Origin of the sequence: Bradyrhizobium sp. JR4.3, assembly GCF_040547695.1 — a bacterium.
Lineage (GTDB): Bacteria > Pseudomonadota > Alphaproteobacteria > Rhizobiales > Xanthobacteraceae > Bradyrhizobium > Bradyrhizobium canariense.
The window spans coordinates 1-18,800 of record NZ_JBEPQF010000024.1 but is presented as its reverse complement, the minus strand read 5'-3'; the positions used below and the strand labels follow the sequence as shown (position 1 = coordinate 18,800).

At 64.1% G+C, this 18,800-nt stretch carries 18 protein-coding genes and 1 tRNA gene; 9 read left to right on the top strand and 10 right to left on the bottom strand.

Annotated elements, in window-relative coordinates; translation table 11 throughout:
• The first annotated feature begins 176 nt into the window (after positions 1-176).
• The gene (locus ABIB91_RS29740; protein WP_354169779.1) at positions 177-1,091 is read left to right on the top strand and encodes a DMT family transporter; all 915 of its coding nucleotides are present in this window, start codon (positions 177-179) and stop codon (positions 1,089-1,091) included.
• A gap of 157 nt (positions 1,092-1,248) precedes the next feature.
• Here the strand turns inward: ABIB91_RS29740 and ABIB91_RS29735 are convergent, their stop codons facing one another.
• The 3 genes from ABIB91_RS29735 to rplU all read right to left on the bottom strand — a co-directional run bounded on the left by ABIB91_RS29735 (position 1,249) and on the right by rplU (position 2,753).
• Positions 1,249-1,842, bottom strand: coding sequence for a GNAT family N-acetyltransferase (locus ABIB91_RS29735; RefSeq protein WP_354169776.1), 594 nt, complete (start codon positions 1,840-1,842; stop codon positions 1,249-1,251).
• A gap of 154 nt (positions 1,843-1,996) precedes the next feature.
• Positions 1,997-2,266 carry a 50S ribosomal protein L27 gene (rpmA, locus tag ABIB91_RS29730; protein WP_007598923.1) on the bottom strand — a complete coding sequence of 90 codons (270 nt, stop codon included), beginning with the start codon at positions 2,264-2,266 and terminating at the stop codon, positions 1,997-1,999.
• A 97-nt stretch (positions 2,267-2,363) separates the two neighbouring features.
• Positions 2,364-2,753, bottom strand: coding sequence for a 50S ribosomal protein L21 (rplU, locus tag ABIB91_RS29725; protein ID WP_007598925.1), 390 nt, complete (start codon positions 2,751-2,753; stop codon positions 2,364-2,366).
• Positions 2,754-3,087: 334 nt separating this feature from the next.
• Here rplU and ABIB91_RS29720 point away from each other — a divergent pair, with 334 nt between their 5' ends.
• Positions 3,088-4,224, top strand: a complete 1,137-nt coding sequence (locus ABIB91_RS29720; protein WP_354169774.1) for an ROK family protein — start codon at positions 3,088-3,090, stop codon at positions 4,222-4,224.
• Positions 4,225-4,714: 490 nt separating this feature from the next.
• Positions 4,715-4,804: transfer RNA gene (locus ABIB91_RS29715), tRNA-Ser, on the top strand.
• A gap of 44 nt (positions 4,805-4,848) precedes the next feature.
• Here ABIB91_RS29715 and ABIB91_RS29710 read toward each other — a convergent pair.
• Positions 4,849-5,760: a LysR family transcriptional regulator gene (locus ABIB91_RS29710; RefSeq protein ID WP_007598929.1), complete on the bottom strand. Its 912-nt coding sequence runs from the start codon at positions 5,758-5,760 to the stop codon at positions 4,849-4,851.
• Positions 5,761-5,873: 113 nt separating this feature from the next.
• On the opposite strand from ABIB91_RS29710, the gene ABIB91_RS29705 reads away from it, so the two are divergent.
• The 3 genes from ABIB91_RS29705 to ABIB91_RS29695 all read left to right on the top strand — a co-directional run bounded on the left by ABIB91_RS29705 (position 5,874) and on the right by ABIB91_RS29695 (position 9,631).
• Positions 5,874-7,514, top strand: coding sequence for an FAD-dependent oxidoreductase (locus tag ABIB91_RS29705; RefSeq protein ID WP_035995374.1), 1,641 nt, complete (start codon positions 5,874-5,876; stop codon positions 7,512-7,514).
• A 94-nt stretch (positions 7,515-7,608) separates the two neighbouring features.
• Positions 7,609-8,589, top strand: coding sequence for a Bug family tripartite tricarboxylate transporter substrate binding protein (locus tag ABIB91_RS29700; RefSeq protein WP_354169771.1), 981 nt, complete (start codon positions 7,609-7,611; stop codon positions 8,587-8,589).
• Between the two features lie 181 nt (positions 8,590-8,770).
• Positions 8,771-9,631, top strand: coding sequence for a DMT family transporter (locus ABIB91_RS29695; RefSeq protein ID WP_354169769.1), 861 nt, complete (start codon positions 8,771-8,773; stop codon positions 9,629-9,631).
• Positions 9,632-9,649: 18 nt separating this feature from the next.
• On the opposite strand, the gene ABIB91_RS29690 is transcribed toward ABIB91_RS29695, so the two are convergent.
• Positions 9,650-10,585 (bottom strand): LysR family transcriptional regulator, encoded by a 936-nt coding sequence (locus tag ABIB91_RS29690; protein WP_354169767.1) that lies wholly within the window; start codon positions 10,583-10,585, stop codon positions 9,650-9,652.
• Positions 10,586-10,677: 92 nt separating this feature from the next.
• Between ABIB91_RS29690 and ABIB91_RS29685 the strand changes: the two genes are divergently transcribed.
• Positions 10,678-11,532: an NAD(P)H-dependent oxidoreductase gene (locus ABIB91_RS29685; RefSeq protein WP_354169765.1), complete on the top strand. Its 855-nt coding sequence runs from the start codon at positions 10,678-10,680 to the stop codon at positions 11,530-11,532.
• Positions 11,533-11,550: 18 nt separating this feature from the next.
• Here the strand turns inward: ABIB91_RS29685 and ABIB91_RS29680 are convergent, their stop codons facing one another.
• Both ABIB91_RS29680 and ABIB91_RS29675 read right to left on the bottom strand, forming a co-directional pair.
• Positions 11,551-12,759 carry an EAL domain-containing response regulator gene (locus tag ABIB91_RS29680; protein ID WP_354169763.1) on the bottom strand — a complete coding sequence of 403 codons (1,209 nt, stop codon included), beginning with the start codon at positions 12,757-12,759 and terminating at the stop codon, positions 11,551-11,553.
• A 545-nt stretch (positions 12,760-13,304) separates the two neighbouring features.
• Positions 13,305-14,468 (bottom strand): hypothetical protein, encoded by a 1,164-nt coding sequence (locus tag ABIB91_RS29675; RefSeq protein WP_354169761.1) that lies wholly within the window; start codon positions 14,466-14,468, stop codon positions 13,305-13,307.
• Positions 14,469-14,808: 340 nt separating this feature from the next.
• Here ABIB91_RS29675 and ABIB91_RS29670 point away from each other — a divergent pair, with 340 nt between their 5' ends.
• The gene (locus ABIB91_RS29670) at positions 14,809-15,432 is read left to right on the top strand and encodes a LuxR C-terminal-related transcriptional regulator (protein WP_354169760.1); all 624 of its coding nucleotides are present in this window, start codon (positions 14,809-14,811) and stop codon (positions 15,430-15,432) included.
• An 83-nt stretch (positions 15,433-15,515) separates the two neighbouring features.
• On the opposite strand, the gene ABIB91_RS29665 is transcribed toward ABIB91_RS29670, so the two are convergent.
• The 3 genes from ABIB91_RS29665 to ABIB91_RS29655 form a co-directional block, all read right to left on the bottom strand.
• Complete coding sequence (locus ABIB91_RS29665; protein WP_007598946.1) at positions 15,516-15,764, bottom strand: hypothetical protein; 249 nt, start codon at positions 15,762-15,764, stop codon at positions 15,516-15,518.
• A 123-nt stretch (positions 15,765-15,887) separates the two neighbouring features.
• Positions 15,888-16,265, bottom strand: a complete 378-nt coding sequence (locus tag ABIB91_RS29660; protein WP_035995376.1) for an Hpt domain-containing protein — start codon at positions 16,263-16,265, stop codon at positions 15,888-15,890.
• A 156-nt stretch (positions 16,266-16,421) separates the two neighbouring features.
• On the bottom strand, positions 16,422-17,120 hold the full coding sequence (locus ABIB91_RS29655; RefSeq protein WP_219681736.1) for a Crp/Fnr family transcriptional regulator: 699 nt from the start codon (positions 17,118-17,120) through the stop codon (positions 16,422-16,424).
• Between the two features lie 741 nt (positions 17,121-17,861).
• On the opposite strand from ABIB91_RS29655, the gene ABIB91_RS29650 reads away from it, so the two are divergent.
• Positions 17,862-18,284, top strand: a complete 423-nt coding sequence (locus ABIB91_RS29650) for a response regulator (RefSeq protein WP_249800166.1) — start codon at positions 17,862-17,864, stop codon at positions 18,282-18,284.
• Positions 18,285-18,800: the final 516 nt, after the last annotated feature.

Sequence of the window (18,800 nt, the reverse complement as noted above, 5' to 3'; positions counted from 1 at the left end):
GTCGCGGGCGCTCACGTCATTAAAACGACCGCAAGCGACTCCGGTCGCCGTTCCGACGCTCTCTCCGCTCGTCATTGCGAGCGAAGCGAAGCAATCCAGACTGTCGCCGCGGCAACAGTCTGGATTGCTTCGTCGCAAGAGCTCCTCGCAATGACGAGTTTCCACGAACGACAGCAATGCCCCTCTTCAAGAATCTCTCGGCCTATGACGAACGCTCGGCGCGCCTCGCCGGGATCGCACTCATGGTGCTGTCGATCTTCATGTTCTCGTTCGGCGACGCCATGGGCAAGTTCCTGGTCGGGACTTATTCGGTGGGGCAGCTGCTGTTCCTGCGCGCCTGCGCAGCGCTGCTGCTGCTATCGCCGCTGGTCTGGCGGCAGCGTCACCAGTTCCTGCAGCTGGAGCGGCCGGGCCTCCAGCTCTTTCGCGTCGTGCTGTCGACGCTGGAAGTGGCGGCCTTCTTCCTTGCGACGGTCTACCTGCCGCTCGCCGACGTCATCACCTATTATCTCGCCGGGCCCATTTTCGTCACCGCGATGTCGGCGATCTTTCTCGGCGAGAAGGTCGGCTGGCGGCGCTGGACGGCGATCCTGATCGGCTTCTGCGGCGTGCTGATCGCGCTGCGGCCGTCGGCACAGACGGTGAGCCTGCCGGCGCTGATCGCGCTTGGCGGCAGTCTTTCCTTCGCAACGCTGATGCTGATCACGCGCAGCCTGCGCAAGACGCCCGATATCGTGATGGCGTCGTCGCAATTCGTCGGCACGTTCTTGCTGGGTGCGGTGCTGTCGGCGTTCCACTGGGTGCCGCCGACACCGGGCAGCCTCGTGATCTTCGCGCTGGCGGGATGCGTCTCGGTCACGGCGCTGTTCTGCGTCAACCGCTCGCTTAAGCTCGCGCCGGCCAGCGTCGTCGTGCCCTATCAATATTCGATGATCGTCTGGGCGGTGATCTTCGGCTTCGTCGTGTTCGGCGACGTGCCCGAAATCGCCACCATCGTCGGCGCCGCCATCATCATCGGCGCCGGGTTCTACATCTATCTGCGTGAGCGCGATCTGGGGCGCGGGGACGTGGATGTGAATCCGCCGGCGTAATTCCAACCACGCTGTCGTCCCGGCGCAGGCCGGGACCCCATACCCACAGGGTGCAGTTTTGCGAAGACTCGGAGTGGGAGCCTTCGCAAAATTCGGCTTCGGGGTTATGGTCCCGGCCTTCGCCGGGACGACACTGAGAGTGTAGCGCCGCCTCCGCCTACCTCACCCTCCGCGCACTGCTCCAGCTCTTCAGCGACGCCCACACACTGCGTGACAGGCGGAAGCAGTCGACGGGCGTGGACGAGCCCAGCGCCAGGAAGCGATGCAGCTGGACGCCGCTCCACTGGAAGCCGCACTTCTCCAGCACGTTGCGCGACGCCGGGTTGGTGACGCGCGCGCCCGCATAGAGATGATCGTCCTCGAACTCCTCGAAGAAGAAGTCGATTGCGCCGCGCGCGGCCTCGGTGGCGAAGCCCCGGCCCCAATGCTCGACGCCGAGCCAATAGCCGAGCTCCGCATTGTCGGGCGTCGAGCGGTCGATGCCGACCACGCCGACGGGGCCGCTGTCATGCTCGATCAGGAACACGGTCTCGCTGCCGGGCGCAGCGGTGGCGCGGATGAAGGCGACGGCGTCGTCCTGCGAATAGGGATGCGGGAGGCGCCTTGTGTTTTCGGCGACACGGCGGTCGTTGGCGAGGAGGGCGATGGTCCTGACGTCGGCGAGGGTCGGCCGCCGCAAGGTCAGCCGCTCGGTGGCGACGACGCTGGGTCTCGCCTCCCGCAAGGTCACGCTCGAAAAGTCCTGCAACATGTCCGGCTCCGTCGAAGTCACTCAGTGAAAAATGAGCACGCAAACGAAAGGGGAGGCCGGTTTCCCGCCTCCCCTGGAGCCTTCGATCTCTGTGATCTCAAGGACTCCGCCGGTTCGGTCTGGGACCCGGCGGACTCCAAATTTGATCCACCGTCTATTCAGCCGCCTCTGCGAGCGGGAGCACCGAGATGAAGGTGCGGCCGTTGGCTTTGGCCTGGAACGTTACGCGACCCTCGACCTTGGCGAACAAGGTGTGGTCCGTGCCCATGCCGACATTAAGGCCGGGATGCCAGGTGGTGCCGCGCTGACGCGCAATGATGTTGCCGGGAATCACAACTTCCCCGCCGAACGCCTTGATACCGAGGCGCTTGCCCTTGGAATCGCGACCGTTGCGCGATGAACCGCCTGCTTTTTTGTGAGCCATGGCTCGTCTCCGAAATTCTACGTATGTCTAGATCAATTCCTTGACGGAATCATTTCACAATTTCTCACGCATCAATTCGTGATGGCGCGTGATCAAATTATGCGGCGGCCTCTTCGGTGGTCGTTTCCTTGACGACCTTTTCCCGCTTCGGACGCGGCCCCTTGGTGGGCTTGGCGCCGTCCGTCAGGATCTCCGAGATGCGCAGCACGGTGATCTCGTCGCGATAGCCGCGCTTGCGGCGCGAGTTCTTGCGGCGGCGCTTCTTGAAAGCGATGACCTTGGGACCGCGCTTGTGGTCGAGCACCTCGACCGCAACGGACGCGCCTGCGACCGTGGGCAGACCCAGGATCGGCGTGTCGCCGCCGACCAGGAGAACTTCATTGAGCTGCACGATCGAGCCGACTTCGCCTTCGATCTTGCCTACTTCCAGGACATCATCCGGAACGACGCGGTACTGCCGGCCGCCGGTTTTGATGACTGCGAACATCGTTGTTTTCCTTCGTGTTCATTCCCGGCCTCGCGACATATCGTCGGGGCCGGCTTTTTGTCAGTCGTTATGGGTTTATGCGAGTTTCGTGCGGGCGGGAGTTATCCCTTTGAAAACCCACGCAAAAACAAGCGGCGCGAGAAACGCCCCGCGCCGGTCGCGGGATTTATAGCCGCTGACAGTACGGAGTCAAGGAAAAGCCGGCGAAAACGGCCCGGATTTGAAGCATTTGGGCCCGATCCGGCCCCGCAGGCGAATTTCGGCCCGCGCGGCAACCAACAGGTTCCCCCGCCGTTGTCCCCGCGAATTCAGTCAGACGGGCAAGGGGCTTACCATGGCAACAGACGAGCTGGTCAAGACGACGACGGGCATCGCCACCCACGGCGCGGAGCGGTTGCCGTCGGTGGACATCGACAGCTTCAACATCGAGATGAAGGACGAGGACGGGTTTCTCGGCGACCGCGCCAGCAAGGGAGCGTTTCGCGAGATCCTCGATCGCTGGCGCAAGCCGCTGCGCAAGACCGGCGAGGACCCGTTCGGCAAGGAGCCGTCCGAGGAGATCAGCAAGAAGACACTGGATGCCATCCTGATCGGGGACGACACCGAGGCCTCCGCGCTGGTGCACAGCGCGATCGAGGACTTTGCCCAGGAGCTCGCCTATGTCACCCGGCGTTTCCTCAAGTCCAAGGCCTGGGCCAAGACCGAGCGCATCGTGGTCGGCGGCGGTTTCCGCGATTCCCGGCTTGGCGAGCTCGCGATCGCGCGCGCGGAGATCATCCTCAAATCCGAGGACTTCAAGATCGACATGATGCCGATCCGCCATCACCCCGATGAAGCCGGCCTGATCGGCGCGCTGCATCTGGCGCCGTCCTGGATCTTCGAGGCCCATGACAGCATCCTCGCCGTCGATATCGGCGGCACCAACATCCGCTGCGGCCTGGTCGAGACCAGCTGGAAAAAGGCAAAAGACCTGTCGAAAGCCAAGGTCGTGAAGTCCGAGCTGTGGCGCCATGCCGACGACGAGCCGACGCGCGAAGGCGCGGTGAAGCGGCTCACCAAGATGCTGAAGGGGCTGATCACCGAGGCCGAAAAAGAAGGCTACAAGCTGGCGCCGTTCATCGGCATTGCCTGTCCCGGCGTGATCAACGCCGACGGCTCCATCGAGAAAGGCGCGCAAAACCTGCCGGGCAATTGGGAGAGCAGCAAATTCAACCTGCCGGCGAGCCTGCTCGAGGGCATCCCTTCCATCGGCGAGCACGATACCGCGATCCTGATGCACAATGACGGCGTGGTTCAGGGCCTCTCCGAGGTGCCGTTCATGCAGGACGTCGATCGCTGGGGCGTGCTCACCATCGGCACCGGGCTGGGCAATGCCCGCTTCACCAATCGCCGCAAGGACAACGGCAAAGACAAAGATAATGGCAAAGACCGGGAGTCCACGGAGAACGGGAAGAAAAAAGGCAAAGAATGACAAAGAATGACAAGGAGTAACCTTGTCTGGTTAGGTTAAGAAACGGATTGCGTTGCGGTGCACGGGTTACACGCTACGGTGGAACCGTCGCCTCACCTGGCCGGCGAAGCCGCCCTTCCCAGCCAGTATTTTAATGAGCGGCACGGGACCGCCAGTGTTTACCGCGTCTGGCGGTCCCACCCTTTTTTTCGAACATGCGATGAATCTCAGTGCCCGCCCCAACCGGTGGTGCGCTCCCTCCCCCGCCTGCGGGGGAGGGCGGGGGAGAGGGTGTCTCCGCATTGGGGTCGCGAATCGGACTCCACCTCGCGCCCGACAAATACGCGTCAAACCGGCAATGGGGCCGCCTTTCCCTCGCGTTCGTGCCGGGAAGGGGCGGCCGGGTCGAAACAGGCAGCGGATTTTCGCGCTCGCAAGCCTTGTCTGGCCCGCCATCCTCGCCTATTAACGCCCGAACCACAGGGGCCCTGCTCCTTACTTGGCGCCTTCAGGAGAGGTGGCAGAGTGGTCGAATGCACCGCACTCGAAATGCGGCATAGGTGCAAGCCTATCGGGGGTTCGAATCCCTCCCTCTCCGCCAATATCATCCGCCACAATAAAACGGATTCCAGAAAGCGCGGCAGATCAGTCCGATCTTGCGGGCCCTCGCTCCGCCAGCACCGTCCGCGCCGTCGCCACAAACGCCTGCGCGGCCGGGGACAACGTCCGACCCTGGCGCTGCAGCAGCGACACCGGGCGGGTAATGGCCGGGCGTATCAGCGGCTTTGCGATCAGAGTCGGAAATTGATCTGCCGGCAGCATCGTCGCAGGAAGGATCGCGAGGCCGAGGCCCTGCGCCGTCATGGCGAGCGCGGTGTTGATCAGCGTCACTTCATAGGTTGGGTTGAGGTGCTTGCCCTGGGTGCCCAGCGCCTGATCGATCTGCATGCGAATCCGCGTCTCGCCCCGCATCGCGATCGTCGGCATCTGAGCCAACTCGTCCCATGTCAGCGAGCGCCGTGCCGCGAAGTCGGCGGTGCGGCGGCCGATCGCGCTCAGGCGGCCGCGGGTCAGCGTCTCGATCGTGAGCTCCGCGAATTCTCCCTCGACACTGCCGATCGCGAACTCCGCATCCGTCGCGATCAGACGCGGAACGAGATCGTCGGCGGCGACGTCGCGCATGTCGATTTCGATGTCGGGATAGCCTGCCCGGAATTTTGCGAGCACCGAGGGCAGCAGCGCCGATGCGGTACCGGCTGAGGCGAGAAACGCGACCCGGCCGGCGCGCGCTTGCGCCAGGTCGCGCATGCGCCGCGACAGGCCCAGTGCATCGCCCAGCATCCGTTCGGCGACATGAACTGCCTCGTCAGCGGCCAGCGTCGGCTGCACCGAACGCGTGGAGCGATCGAACAGTTTGACGCCGAGCTGCGCTTCGAGCTGCTGGATCAACAGGCTCGCCGCCGATTGCGTGATCCCCAGCTCGCGCGCGGCCCGCGTGATGCTGCGCGTGCGGTACACGCCGGTGAAGGCCTGCAATTGCCGCAAGGTGACGTTCATAGGCAAAGCTCATGAATTGATGAGTTCTTTCCGGCTTATCACATAAGCGAGCATGCAATAAAATGCATCCCGTGGACGGTGAAGCCGCGATCGCCAAGGGATTGGAAACGAACATGAGGACACAGGTGCTGGTGGTGGGCGCCGGGCCCATCGGATTGACCGCGGCGATGGATCTGGCTTCCCGTGGGATCGACGTCGTGGTCGCGGAGATCCGCCATGCCGGCGATCCGCCCAGCGTCAAATGCAATCACGTCTCGGCGCGTTCGATGGAGATCTTCCGCCGGCTCGGCGTCGCCGCAAAGCTGCGCGACGCAGGCCTGCCCGCAGATTTCCCGAACGACTGCTCCTACCGGACCACGGCGACCGGCATCGAGCTGTGTCGCATCGACATTCCCTCGCGCGCACGCCGCTACAATGCCACCGGCGGCCCCGATACCTGGTGGCCGACGCCGGAGCCGCCGCACCGGATCAACCAAGTCTATCTCGAGCCGATCCTGTTCAGCCATGCCGCCGCCCAGTCGCGCATCACCATTCTGGCGCGCACGGAAATCACGGACATCGAGCAGAATGACGACCATGTGGTCGCATTGGCGCGCGACCTCGACAGCGGAAGCTCGCTCCGCATCGAGGCTTCCTTTGTGATCGGTTGCGATGGCAGCCGTTCGCTGGTTCGCAAATCGATCGGTGCCAACCTGTCCGGCACGCCGGTGATCCAGCGCGTGCAATCGACCTTCATCGAAGCGCCGCAGCTCAAGGAGCTGATGGGCGCGCACAAGCCGGCCTGGATGGTGCTCTCGCTCAACCCGCGACGTTCAGGCACGACAGTCGCGATCGACGGTCGTGACCGCTGGCTGATCCACAATCACCTGAAGCCAGACGAGCCCGAATTTGATTCGGTCGATCGGGACTGGGCGATCCGCGCCATTCTCGGCGTCGACGAGCGCTTCGAATACCGCGTCCTCAGCAAGGAGGACTGGGTCGGGCGTCGACTTGTCGCCGATCGCTTCCGCGACCGCAGGGTCTTCATCTGCGGCGACGCCGCGCATCTGTGGATGCCGTATGCGGGCTACGGCATGAATGCGGGCATTGCGGACGCCGTCGACCTGTGCTGGCAGGTGGCGGCGCATCTGAACGGGTGGGCGCCGGCTTCGATCCTCGATGCCTACGAGGCGGAGCGTCAGCCCATCACCGAACAGGTGTCGCGCTTTGCCATGGACCATGCGATGAAGATGATGGCGCAGCGTGGCGGCGTCTCCGCGGAGATCGAGGACGACACGCCGCGCGGCCACGCCGCGCGTGCAGCGCTGGCCAAGGCGGCCTACGATCTCAACGTGCAGCAATATTGCTGTGCCGGATTGAACTTCGGCTACTATTACGATGCCTCGCCGATCATTGCCTATGACGGCGAGACGCCGCCGGCCTACGCGATGGGCAGCTTCACGCCCTCCACCGTGCCCGGCGCTCGCGCGCCGCACCTGTTTCTGCGGGACGGACGATCGCTCTACGATGCCTTCGGCGCCGGCTACACTTTGCTGCGGTTCGATCCGGCGATCGATGTGGCGCTATTGAAGTCTGCCGCAGAGCAGCGCGGCATTCCGCTCGCGCTGCTCGACATCGCGCCGGACGAAGCGAACGGCGCGTATGCCGAGAAGCTGGTGCTGGCTCGGCCCGATCAGCACATCGCCTGGCGCGGGCAGGCCGCGCCCGCGGACCCACAAGGCTTGCTGACGCGCATCATCGGCGCTTCGGCGTAAGGCGATTTGAAGCCGACGGTCTCGCGGCGAAGTCCGCCGGGAGGTGGTTCACCAAGGCGTGGTTCACAAACAAGAACGTACCGGGGAGGGAAACGTGTTTCACGTTGCAAGCCGCCGCATTTTGGCCGTGCTGACGGCCGCGAGTTTCGCCGTGCTGCCGCTGGAGGCGGGCCGAGCGGCCTATCCCGAGCAATTGATCAAGATCATCGTGACCTTTCCGCCCGGCGGCAGCGCCGATACCGTCATCCGCGCGCTCGAACCGCTGGTCACCGCCGAGCTCAAGCAGGGTCTCGTGATCGAGAACCGCGCGGGTGCTGGAGGCAACATCGGCATGGCTGCCGTGGCACAGGCCAAGCCTGATGGCTATACGCTCGGCGTCGCGCCGGCAGGCAGCCTGACGGTCAATCCGCACCTCAATTCGTCGATGCCGTTCGATCCGAAGGATCTTGCGCCGATCACCCTGCTCGCGAAAATTCCCTTCGTGCTCGTCGCCTCGGCGGACGTGCCGGCGCACACGACGGCGGAGGCGATCGCGCTTGCCAAGGCCAAGCCGGGCGCGTTGTCGATCGGGCATGGCGGCAATTCGACGGCCATGCACTTGACCGCAGCACTGTTCACGCAGAAGACCGGGATCGCCATGGAGCTGGTCCCCTATCGCGGGACCGCACCGGCGACGGTCGACGTTCTCGCAGGCCATGTCCCCTTCGCGGTACTGGATATCCCCGCATCGAGGCAACTGATCCTCGAAGGCAAGCTCAACGCCATCGGTGTGTCGTCTGCGCAGCGTCTGTCGTCCTTGCCCGATGTGCCGACACTCGCCGAGAGCGGTATTGCGGGTTTCGAATCCGTCGGCTGGTTCGGGCTGGTTGCTCCGGCCGGCACGCCAGCCGATATCGTCGGCCGGTTGAACGAAGCTTTCGGAAAAGCCCTGAAGGATCCGTCGGTGGTCGAGAAGATCCGGACGCTTGGCGCAGAGCCTGCACCGACCTCGCCCCAGCAGTTCAGCCGTTTCATCCAAAGCGAAAGTGCGAAATGGGGCAAGCTAATCAGTGAAGCGGGCATCAAGGCGAATTAAGTGTCGCCCAGTCGGACGATTCCGGCCCCGTGTAAGTCATTGATCTTGCAGTCCCCGGCTACTGTGCATGGGGTTGTTTTCGCGCTTTTTGTTGTTGGGCCTTGGAAGGCTTACAGGTAATCGTCACGCCACCCCGGCTGGCGCCTCCAGATCGGACCACCACCCACCACACGAGACGGACATGCAATCTTCCGGCAGCGGCTGGAGCAACGGGCTTCTTGGCGTCATCATCTTCAGCGGCTCGCTGCCGGCGACGCGCGTGGCGGTCGGCGGGTTCTCCGCGCTGTTCCTGACCTCGGTGCGCGCGGTCATCGCGGCGTTGATCGGCGTGGCGGTGCTCGGCCTGCTCCGTCAGGCGCGGCCGCAGCGCAAGGATCTCCTCTCGCTCGCGATCGTCGCCATCGGCGTCGTGGTCGGTTTTCCCTTGCTGACGGCGCTTGCGCTCCAGCACATCACCTCGGCGCATTCGATCGTCTTCATCGGGCTCTTGCCGCTGTCGACCGCGGTCTTCGGCGTGCTGCGCGGCGGAGGTTGGCCGCAGCCGATGTTCTGGCTGTTCGCGGTTCTGGGCAGCGCCACCGTCGCGGGCTTTGCGCTGTCCAACGACGGCACCGCATCGCTCGCCGGCGATCTGCTGATGGTCGCGGCGATCGTGCTGTGCGGGCTCGGCTATGCCGAAGGCGCCGCGCTGTCGCGCCGGCTCGGCGGCTGGCAGGTGATCTCCTGGGCGCTGCTGCTGTCGCTGCCGCTGATGCTGCCGGTCGCGATTCTAACCTGGCCCTCGGCATGGAGCTGCATCAGCGTGCCCGCCTGGATCGGGCTCGCCTACGTCTCGGTGTTCAGCATGTTCGTCGGCTTCATCTTCTGGTATCGCGGGCTCGCGATCGGCGGCATCGCCCGTGTCGGCCAGTTGCAGCAGCTCCAGCCGTTCTTCGGCCTCGCGCTTGCCGGCCTGCTTCTGCACGAACCGGTCGCCTGGAGCATGATCGTCGCGACCGCGTTGGTGGTCGCCTGCGTGTTCTTCGCGCGGCGGTTTGCCTGAGGCCGAATGGATCTGGCCTTACGTCTTGCCCGGTTGCGGCTTTTCAATCCCCGGCAGCTGCGCGATTCCCTTGGCGAGAAAATCGATCAGCAGCCGTACCCGCGCGATGCCGGACCGCTCCGGGACGATCAGCATGTTGAACGGAACGGAAGGCGGCGCGTAGTCTTGAAGCACGCGCTCGAGTTGGCCGGAGGCAAGAAGGTCGTCGACGAGCCAAAGATGGGCCGGCGCAATGCCACGACCGGCCGCGAGCGCCTCGCGTGCGGCAAGCCCGTGATCCACCCGCAGCCGCCCTGCGAACGGGACCACATGACGGCCGCCGCGGCGCCCGTGCAGCACGAGCACGTCGCTGCCGGCGATGTTCGACATCCTGACACCCTCGTGGCTGGCGAGATCCTGCGGGCGCGTGGGCCTGCCGCGCGAAGCCAGATAGTCCGGTGCGGCCACAAGCACCCGCCGCGACTGGCCAAGCAGCCTGAGCTTCATCGAGCTGTCGGTGAGCGGCCCCAGACGCAGGGCGATATCGACACCTTCCCGCACAAGGTCGATCCGCTCGTCGGTCAGGCTGAGATCAACCGCCACGTCCGGATAGCGGTCCTGGAACGCGAAAACCAAACGACTGACGTGGAGCACGCCGAAGGCCGCGGTGCAGGAGACGCGCACCGTTCCGGCCGGCGCGCCGCGCGTGCTGCGCGCCTCGTCACCCGCCAGTTCGACCAGGCGGAGGATCTGCACGCAGTCGGCGTAGTAGCGGCGCCCCTCCTCCGTCATCGTCACGCTGCGCGTGGTCCGCGTGAGCAGCGGCACGCCGACGGCCTGCTCCAGTTCCCGAAGGTGCCGCGTCACCGTCGACTGGCCGAGACCAAGCTCGCGGGCGACCGCGGACAGGCTTCCGCGCTCGGCGACCCGCACGAAGCTGCGCATGCGTTCGAGCGTCACGTCCGATCTATCCATATTTCGGCATGATCCTATCCATTGGCGACAACTACCGGATTGCAGTCGGAGGCGCTACCTGCTGCTCGCAATCGTCAACCAAGGTGCTGATCATGAAAGTGTTGATCGTCTTCGCTCATCCCGAACCGCGCTCCCTCAACGGCTCGCTCCGCGATGTCGCCGTCAGAGAACTCGAGGCTGAGGGACACGAGGTGCGGGTGTCAGACCTTTACGCCCACGGATGGACATCCGAGGTCGGCCGCGCCGACTTTCCGCTGCTGCCACAGGACGCGCGGCTGGCGCCGGCCGCCGCCTCCAAGCAGGCGTTCGAGTCGGGCACGCTCACCGCGGACGTCAAGGCCGAGATCGAGAAGCTGCTGTGGGCGGACGTCCTGATCCTGCAATTCCCGCTGTGGTGGTTCAGCATGCCGGCCATCCTCAAGGGCTGGGTCGACCGCGTGTTCGCCTACGGTTTCGCGTATGGCGTCGGCGAGCACAGCGACAAGCGCTGGGGCGACCGTTACGGCGAAGGCAGACTAGCGGGCAAACGCGCGATGCTGATCGTGACGGCCGGCGGCTGGCAGGAGCATTATGCGGCGCGCGGGATCAACGGGCCGATCGACGACCTGCTGTTCCCGATCAATCACGGCGTCCTCTATTATCCCGGATATGACGTGCTTCCGCCGTTCGTTGTCTACAAGGCCGACAAACTGGACGAAGCCGGTTTCCAGGCGACTGCCGAACGTTTGCGCGAGAGGATGCGAACGCTTGCGACGACATCGCCGATTCCTTACCGACGCCAGAATGGCGGCGATTACCTGATTCCGAGCATGCAGCTCCGCGCAGGACTTGAGCATTCCGGCGCGACCGGATTCGCGCTTCACGTCGAGCAGGCCGAGGCACGCAGCCCGAATGGTGAGGCGAGCTCCATGCGCTCGACGACGGATCGTTGCGCGGCAACGGCGTAATCCGTCGCGCGCGCGACATCACCCTATCACCGTCCGCGTCAGCGTGCTCCGCGCAAATTTCTTCAGCGGCATCGGCTTGCCGAACAGAAAACCCTGCACGAGGTCGAAGCCGAGCTCGTTGGCGGCGACGAGGTCGGCGCGGCTCTCGACGCCCTCGGCGACGGCGTGCACGCCGTAGCCATGTGAAAGCTCGACGATGTGGCGGCACACCGTGCGCTTGAGGCGATCAGTGCCGCTGCCGGTGACGAAGTGCCGGTCGGCCTTCAGCTTGATGAACGGAATTTTTCCGAGGTCCATCAGCGACGGCCAGTTGGCGCCGAGATTGTCGATCGACAGGCCGATATTGTGCAGACGCAGTTCGCGGGCGACCTCGACCAGGAGATCGAGGTCGCGGATCGCCTCCTCGCTGTCGATCTCGATCGTCAGCCCGCCGAACGCCGGATGCGTCGGCATGCGGCGGCAGAGATCGCCCACGGCTTGCGGCTCCTTCAGATACGACGCCGGCAGATTGATCGCGAGATCGACCGGGCTCTGCTGCTCCAGCAGATAGTGCCAGTCCTGCATGGCGCGCTCGATCACGAATTCGGAGAGGTCGCGCAGATTCGGGTCGTGCTCTTCGGGGATGAAATAGGCCGGCGGCACCACGCCCCAGGTCGGATGCCGCATCCGCACCAACGCCTCTGCGCTATTGCGGATCAGCGTGCGCGCGTCGATCTTGGGCTGGTACCAGAGCTCGAGCCAGCCAGCGTGCAGGGCCTCGCCGACATGCACGGCCGGGCTCGGCGCCGGCTCCTCCGGCAATAGCATCGCGACGCGGTCGCGCAGCGTCTCCGCGGCAAAGGGCGTGGTCAGCGGCGGCAGCATCTTGAGGCCGTATTCCTCGCCGACCTGCTGCACCGCCCTGACGATGATCGACTCGCGGGCGCCCACCGTCAGAACCTTTCCGTCAAAGGCCTCGCGCACCAGCGTCTCCAGAAATTTTCCGGGCTCGATGCCGTCGGCAGCGATGCCGAGCAGGATCAGGTCGGGCAATCCGCTCGTCAGCACGCTCTGCAGCTCCTCGGCGCTGGCGCATTCGGTGGTGACGAAGCCGAGATCCTCCAGAACTTCCGCGAGAAACGCGCGCAGATGGCGCTTGCCGTCGGCGACGCAGGCGCGCGGCTTCATCTTTCGCCGTCCGAAGGTCTTCGGCCTTCGTTCGGCGAGTTCTACAATTTCGTCGTTCATCGCAAGCACTCCCGTTCCGTGCCGGTGTGTTAGCGACGTGAGCAGTTTCAAATATGGAAGGCTTCAGTCGATTGTCGAATTATCTGGGTAACGTTAAAGCACCCATCACGTCTAAAATTGTCTGCGTCTTGTTCGAGAAGTTTTTACGTCTGCCCGCGCATCGGGCGCAGGGTTGCGGCAATCACTGGAGATTCCGCGACGCGCAGTAAGGCTGCATGCACGCGCACTGTCCTGCAATTGGACCAAGCCGCGCGCGCCTCGCCCAATTGAATAATGGCGTGCCTCAATTGCGCGCGATGCGCGCATTTTTCCCGGTTCGCTCGTGACGGTTCTGCGACAATGCGTCGGTGCGCGCTGGCGCCCGTGTGAAGCACATCACAAGCGGATTGCTGCACGTGCGCTATTGCTCTGGGCAGCCGGTGGTGGGCTGTCGAGGATCGCAGCAATGACGTCGCGGCGAATAATGTATTGGTGGTTCAGGTTCGTGCTGTCAGGGCGATTTCTCGATCGCTTCCTGTGCCTGCCGCGCGCGCATTAGCGCGGGATCAGGTTTGGCCGATCAGCTTGCGCAACGCGGCCGCGCCGTCCTCGATCGCATCGCGTCCCTTCCAGGCCAGATAAGACAGCTTTCCACCGAGCGTATCGTGGCTGCGCAGCCGGCGCGAGCCGAGAATGTGGCCGACATTGGAGGGGAAGCGGCTCACCTCGGCGGCCACCAGCGCCGCGATCGCGTCCATCAATTGCTGGAGCCGAATGCCCCATTCGCAATGCTCGATGCCGTCGATCCGCACCTTGAGCGCATATTCGGTGTCGTAGATCTCGGCGAGCAGGTCGCGTGCGATCAGCACCCGGTTGTGACGGAGCGCGATGCGCAAGGCGAGGCGCCTGTCGTCGAGCTGGTCGAGCACCATGTGAACGACGCAGGCATAGGGCGTGGCGGCGACATCGGCGGCGCTCTTGCTCGCGGCGGCCTTGGTGGCAAGGCGCACCAGTTGCCAGAACGTCTTCAGCCGCCTCGCCACCAGCGTCAGCGCGAACGGCAGCGCCTCGGGATGGGCCTTCTTGAAGGCGTCCAATCGTGTGGTGATCTGATCGACCAGGCCGTCGTCGAATTTCGCGATCTTCTCGGGCAGCTTTTCGTTGAACTTCGGCAGCGCAGCGCCGGCGCGCAGCACGTGCTGCATCTTCTTCACGTCGTCGAAGGCGGTGCGCGACGCCGTATATTGCGCGAGCTTGCCGCGCGCGAACTCGGTGCTCTCCGCTGAGGCGAGGGTGCTCTCGAGAACCTTGACGACCTTGGTCTGGAAGGTCGATGCGATCTTCAGCACTTCCTTCTGGTTGTTGGCGGCGACCTGGTCGTTGATGGCCTTGATGTAGTCGCGCGCCATGGTCGGCAGCAGGTCGCGGCAGATCCATTCCCAGATCGGGGTGAGGGTGTTGCGCGAGATCCGCCCCATATTGGCATGCTCGGGCGCGCCGTCGATCAGGAGCAGTTCGAGCGGCGCAAAGAAATGGCGCGAAGGACTGGTGGCGCGCGCCTGGCTCGATCCGTCCTTGCGAAATTCGGCGCGCAGCCGCGATTGGAGGTCGGACGAGCCCGGCATGTCGATGCCGCACAGCTCAAGCCGTTCGAGCTCGCTGAGCAGGCAGCTGCGCGACAGCGGCGTCAGCTTCTGCAAGAAGTTCGATAGCTGGTCGATCTCGTTCATTGCACGCAATCTTCCGCAACGATTCCAGCAGGCCTATCGGCCCCATGCATGGAGGCATTTGCGCGCTCTCAATTGTGACATAGAGAAGCAAGCCGCCGTTAATATATCCGTAAAATCCGGGGCCTCAGGTAATCGGCGCGGGTCGGATCGTTAAGAAGGCTTCGGGTGACCCGCCTACCATTTGGGCAGGTTCAGCAACCTAAGACTGTTGAGAGGCGTTGCTACTCAAGCATAAAGTGTGCCTGTGTCGGGGTTTCAGCACAAAACTGCCAAATTCACCGTAGTCTTACGGAGCAAAAAGTTAACCACAGATCGCGTCGGGTTCCGCTAAACGAGTGACATGGGGTCACAGAATGATACGGCCACTGATTCGCGGCCGTCGGAATGGTACGACAGCAACGCTGCTCCAACTGAAGAGCTCGATGTCGTCCGCCTGAACGCCGCCCGCGCCAAGGCGGCCGACGAAATGGCCGCCGCCATCGCCCGCGAGCTCAACGGTCCCCTCACGGCGCTCCTGCTCTACATGGGCGAGATCAAGCATCACAGCGATCAGCTCGCGCCGGTGACGGGCGACCGTGCCTATTTGCAGCGGGTCGTGGAGAATGCGCTGGTGCAGACCGAGCGGGTTTGTGGCCTCGTCAAACAGCTTGCCGGTTCTCCCACGGGTGGCCTGCCGACCGCGTCCAGGGCCGAGGAGGCCGAACCGAAGCTCACGCGCGCGCCACAGCCGCAGCGGGTGTCGAGCGCCGAGATCCTCGGCCTGTCAGGCCAGAAGCGGCTGACCAAGCGCGAGGGCGAGGTGCTGAGGCTGATCAGCGAGGGATATTCGAACAAGCAGGGTGCGCTTCGGATGCAGATCAGCCCGCGCACCTTCGAGAGCCATCGCGCCGAGGCGATGCGGAAGCTCGGTGCGCGCAACACGGCGGACCTCGTCCGTGCGGCGCTGCTGCATTCGATCGACTGAAGGCTCTTGCCTCGGGCCGCCCGCCAGCGGCGAGGGCCAAGCGTGAGAGATCTCTCGAGAAAGACCCGCGGCTCCGATCGTGCTCAGAAATAATCTTCGGCGAAGGGACGCGCGCGCGACGAGGGCCGCAGCGGCTTGAGCTCTTCCTTCGGCACGTTGGGAATGATCGTGATGGTCCAGCGGGGCGGCATGCTCGATTCCTGCTCCAGCACCGAACGCACGAAGCCCGTCACCGTCGCCTCGCCAGCGGCCACCGTCGCCATCCGGCCGTTGAACTGTGCGATGCGGAAGCGACGAACTTCTTTCTGGTCCGCGGTCTCGTAGGTGAACATGGAAACCCTCCTGGTTTCCGGCGACTATCGCTGCCTATGATTAGCCATCTGTGAAAATCCCAAGCCGTAGAAGTACGGCGGGCATGCACGCGTGAGTGGTTACGGCGTTTTCGAGCGCGCGCGTCAGCCCTCCGGCTCCTGCGCGCGCCCGGCGGCATAGGCCGCGTCCATCAGGTCCAGGAGGTCGCGAAATCCGGCGTCGCCGAGCCTCTCCGCGGTCTTCTCCAGCCGCAGCGCCAGCACCGCGAGCCTGACATAGCCGAACGTTCCGGCCGCGCTCTTCAGCGAATGCGCTTCGCGCGCGATCCTGCCGTGGTGCTGCGCGAGCGAGAGCGTGCGGAACAATTGCAGGCGCGCACAGGTCTCGCTCCAGAACACGTCGCGCACTTCGCAAGCACCGTCCTCGCCGATCTCGCGCACCAGCGCCTGGTACGCGCCCGGCTCGCGCGCAGGCTCGGCATCAAGCGCTGTCTGCGCAGGCGCGACGGTGACTTCGAACATGGTTTGGCCTGCCTTGATCACGGTTGGTTTGCCGCTGGCCCGTACAGGCGCGCGCGTCACGTCCATGTCTACGGCATCCGGATTTCAGTTCCGGTAGCAGGACAATCCGTGTTTGCGGGCCGGAATTAGCGGCCGGTTTACCACGCCGCGGCACCGTCAGCGTGGGCCGAGCAGCCGGTCATACTGCGCCTTCACGGTGGCGTAGCATTCGCACGCCGTCTGCCGCAGGCCGTCCAGGTTGAGGATCTGGATGTGTCCGCGGCTGTAGTGAATGAAATTCGCCTGCTGCAAGGTATTGGCGACCAGCGACACGCTGTTGCGCCGAGCGCCGATCATCTGCGCCATCGCCTCCTGGGTCAGCAGCAGCCGGTAATCGCCGGAGAGGTCATGGGTGTGCAGCAGGCAGCGCGACAGCCGTGCCTCCACCGGATGGGCGGCGTTGCAGCCCGCGGTCTGCTGCACCTGCGCGTAGACCGCGAGCCCGTGACGCGTGAGCAGCGTCCGCAGGGTGCCGCTCTGGTCGGCCGCGATGCGCAGCCGGTCGAGGTCCATCATAGAGGCGGAGCCGGGAACCAGCACGATGGCCGTGTTCAGCGCGCAGGCATCGCCCATGGTCGAGAGCGTTCCGAGCAGGCTGTCGCGGCCGATCATGGCGACTTGCACGTGCTCGCCCCTGGCGAGCTCGACCACCAACGAGATGACGCCGCGATGAGGAAAGTAGGCGCGCTTGAGCGTTTCGCCGGTCTCGACCAGCACCGCGTCATGCGGCAGATCGCCCGTACGCAGGTGCGGGCGGATCAATTCATAATCGTCTGCCGACAGCGCGGACAGGAAACCGTTGGAGGAACGCACCATCGTTTCCAAAGTAGCCTCCCGTCTCTCGGACCCGCGGGGCCGCAGCACGCGAAACTGCTTGCCGTCCGCGCAAGTTCCATCATCTTCCCGTCGGGATATATAGGCAATTGGGACAAGTTGTCCCTCCGGTGATCGCCGCTGCACGTCGGCCTCGCCAAGACAGATTCCCTGACCATTTCCACGGTACCGATTTGGGAACCCAGCAGATCCAGATCGTCGACTGGAGCATCTATTCGGAGGGTGATCGCGGTCATGGTTGATCCGGCGCGTTTCGAAGTGATCCCCGCCATGTTCCTGTTCGTCATACGGTTGTGCCGCAGCAAAACCTTATTATAATGGTTGTGGCGCTCTGCGTATACCCGTTGGGGGCAGACAGGCTGGTGCATTTGCGGCCGAAATGAAGAACGGCACGCTGATTCGCTGATGAGCCTGCGGACCGGTCTGCGAGGGGTTGCGCAGGTAAAAGCGGCAAGGGGGCCTTCATGAGCCGGAAGCATTGCATCCGCGCTGCCATCGGACGCCGATCGACCCGTGCACCCTCGTTGGTCGGACGAGTGCCTGCAATTCTCAAACATTGTTTTGAACCTTGGCGCCGCGTGGCCGCAGATTCCGCGTCCATCGTCTTCCTCGCGCCGGCAACGACATTCTCAACAGTTCATTTCTCGAGCAAAGGAGAAAGGCGTGCGCCACGGTTCAATTATTGAATCGCCGAATCGGGAAGCTCAAACGGGGACAGAAAGTCTGCGCCATATTCTCGTCGTCGACGACGACCCGATGGTCTGCATGGCCATCGAGGTCTATCTCCAGCGCAACGATTTTCGGGTGACGATCGCCGAAGGAGGGGAAGCCGGACTTCGCGCGCTCGAACACGAGCAGTTCGATCTAATGATCATCGATATCTTCATGCCGCACATGCGCGGGTTCGAATCGGTCAGGATCTTCCACGAGCGGGCGCCGGCCGTTCCGCTGATCGCGATGTCCGGCTACGCGTTCGCAAATCTGAATTCGCCTGCCCCCGATTTCCTCCGGATGGCGCTGGAGCTCGGTGCGGCGCGCTGTCTGCGCAAGCCGTTCACGCCGCACGCGCTGCTCGCCGCCATCAACGATTGCCTGGCGGAGCACCGTCCCCACGGCGACCTTGCCTCGGCCGCGCGCCTGGGTTAGCGCGGCACCGGCCGGAGTGACGCGGGTAACGGTTCGTTTACCGCAAATGCGGGTCTTGCGTATCCCGGCAAAGCACCAAGCGAACGTGGCGAGACTGCCGCGGCTTGCAGGCGGCTCGATACAATTCCGCGAAGACCGCGCATATCGTCCTTCACGAGCAGGGCTTTCCCGCGCGCCTGGTCCCGCTGTTATCGGCACGTTCACCTAACGCGTCTCGCCGTTGCGGCGTGGGGCCGGTTTTGCCGAAAAACGCTGTCGCATGCGGTCGAACGGCAAACTTGTCTTCAATATCCGTATTAGCACGGAGGATGAAATTAACGGGACCGTGAAAGGGGATGTCTAACGATCCAAGGTGGGGACTTCCGTTCATGCCAGCGCGGCTCGGGTGTCGAGGTCCAGATCCAGGTCAGTAAGGCGTAGCTCATGGATGATCTGTTGCGGGAGTTTTTGACGGAAACCAGTGAGAGCCTGGACACCGTGGACAATCAGCTGGTGAAGTTCGAGCAGGAGCCGAAC

Coding starts and splice junctions, on each gene's coding strand:
- ABIB91_RS29740 (WP_354169779.1), top strand. CDS start 177: ATGCCCCTCTTCAAGAATCTCTCGGCCTATGACGAACGCTCGGCGCGC.
- ABIB91_RS29735 (WP_354169776.1), bottom strand. CDS start 1,842: ATGTTGCAGGACTTTTCGAGCGTGACCTTGCGGGAGGCGAGACCCAGC.
- rpmA (WP_007598923.1), bottom strand. CDS start 2,266: ATGGCTCACAAAAAAGCAGGCGGTTCATCGCGCAACGGTCGCGATTCC.
- rplU (WP_007598925.1), bottom strand. CDS start 2,753: ATGTTCGCAGTCATCAAAACCGGCGGCCGGCAGTACCGCGTCGTTCCG.
- ABIB91_RS29720 (WP_354169774.1), top strand. CDS start 3,088: ATGGCAACAGACGAGCTGGTCAAGACGACGACGGGCATCGCCACCCAC.
- ABIB91_RS29710 (WP_007598929.1), bottom strand. CDS start 5,760: ATGAACGTCACCTTGCGGCAATTGCAGGCCTTCACCGGCGTGTACCGC.
- ABIB91_RS29705 (WP_035995374.1), top strand. CDS start 5,874: ATGAGGACACAGGTGCTGGTGGTGGGCGCCGGGCCCATCGGATTGACC.
- ABIB91_RS29695 (WP_354169769.1), top strand. CDS start 8,771: ATGCAATCTTCCGGCAGCGGCTGGAGCAACGGGCTTCTTGGCGTCATC.
- ABIB91_RS29690 (WP_354169767.1), bottom strand. CDS start 10,585: ATGGATAGATCGGACGTGACGCTCGAACGCATGCGCAGCTTCGTGCGG.
- ABIB91_RS29685 (WP_354169765.1), top strand. CDS start 10,678: ATGAAAGTGTTGATCGTCTTCGCTCATCCCGAACCGCGCTCCCTCAAC.
- ABIB91_RS29680 (WP_354169763.1), bottom strand. CDS start 12,759: ATGAACGACGAAATTGTAGAACTCGCCGAACGAAGGCCGAAGACCTTC.
- ABIB91_RS29675 (WP_354169761.1), bottom strand. CDS start 14,468: ATGAACGAGATCGACCAGCTATCGAACTTCTTGCAGAAGCTGACGCCG.
- ABIB91_RS29670 (WP_354169760.1), top strand. CDS start 14,809: ATGGGGTCACAGAATGATACGGCCACTGATTCGCGGCCGTCGGAATGG.
- ABIB91_RS29665 (WP_007598946.1), bottom strand. CDS start 15,764: ATGTTCACCTACGAGACCGCGGACCAGAAAGAAGTTCGTCGCTTCCGC.
- ABIB91_RS29660 (WP_035995376.1), bottom strand. CDS start 16,265: ATGTTCGAAGTCACCGTCGCGCCTGCGCAGACAGCGCTTGATGCCGAG.
- ABIB91_RS29655 (WP_219681736.1), bottom strand. CDS start 17,120: ATGGTGCGTTCCTCCAACGGTTTCCTGTCCGCGCTGTCGGCAGACGAT.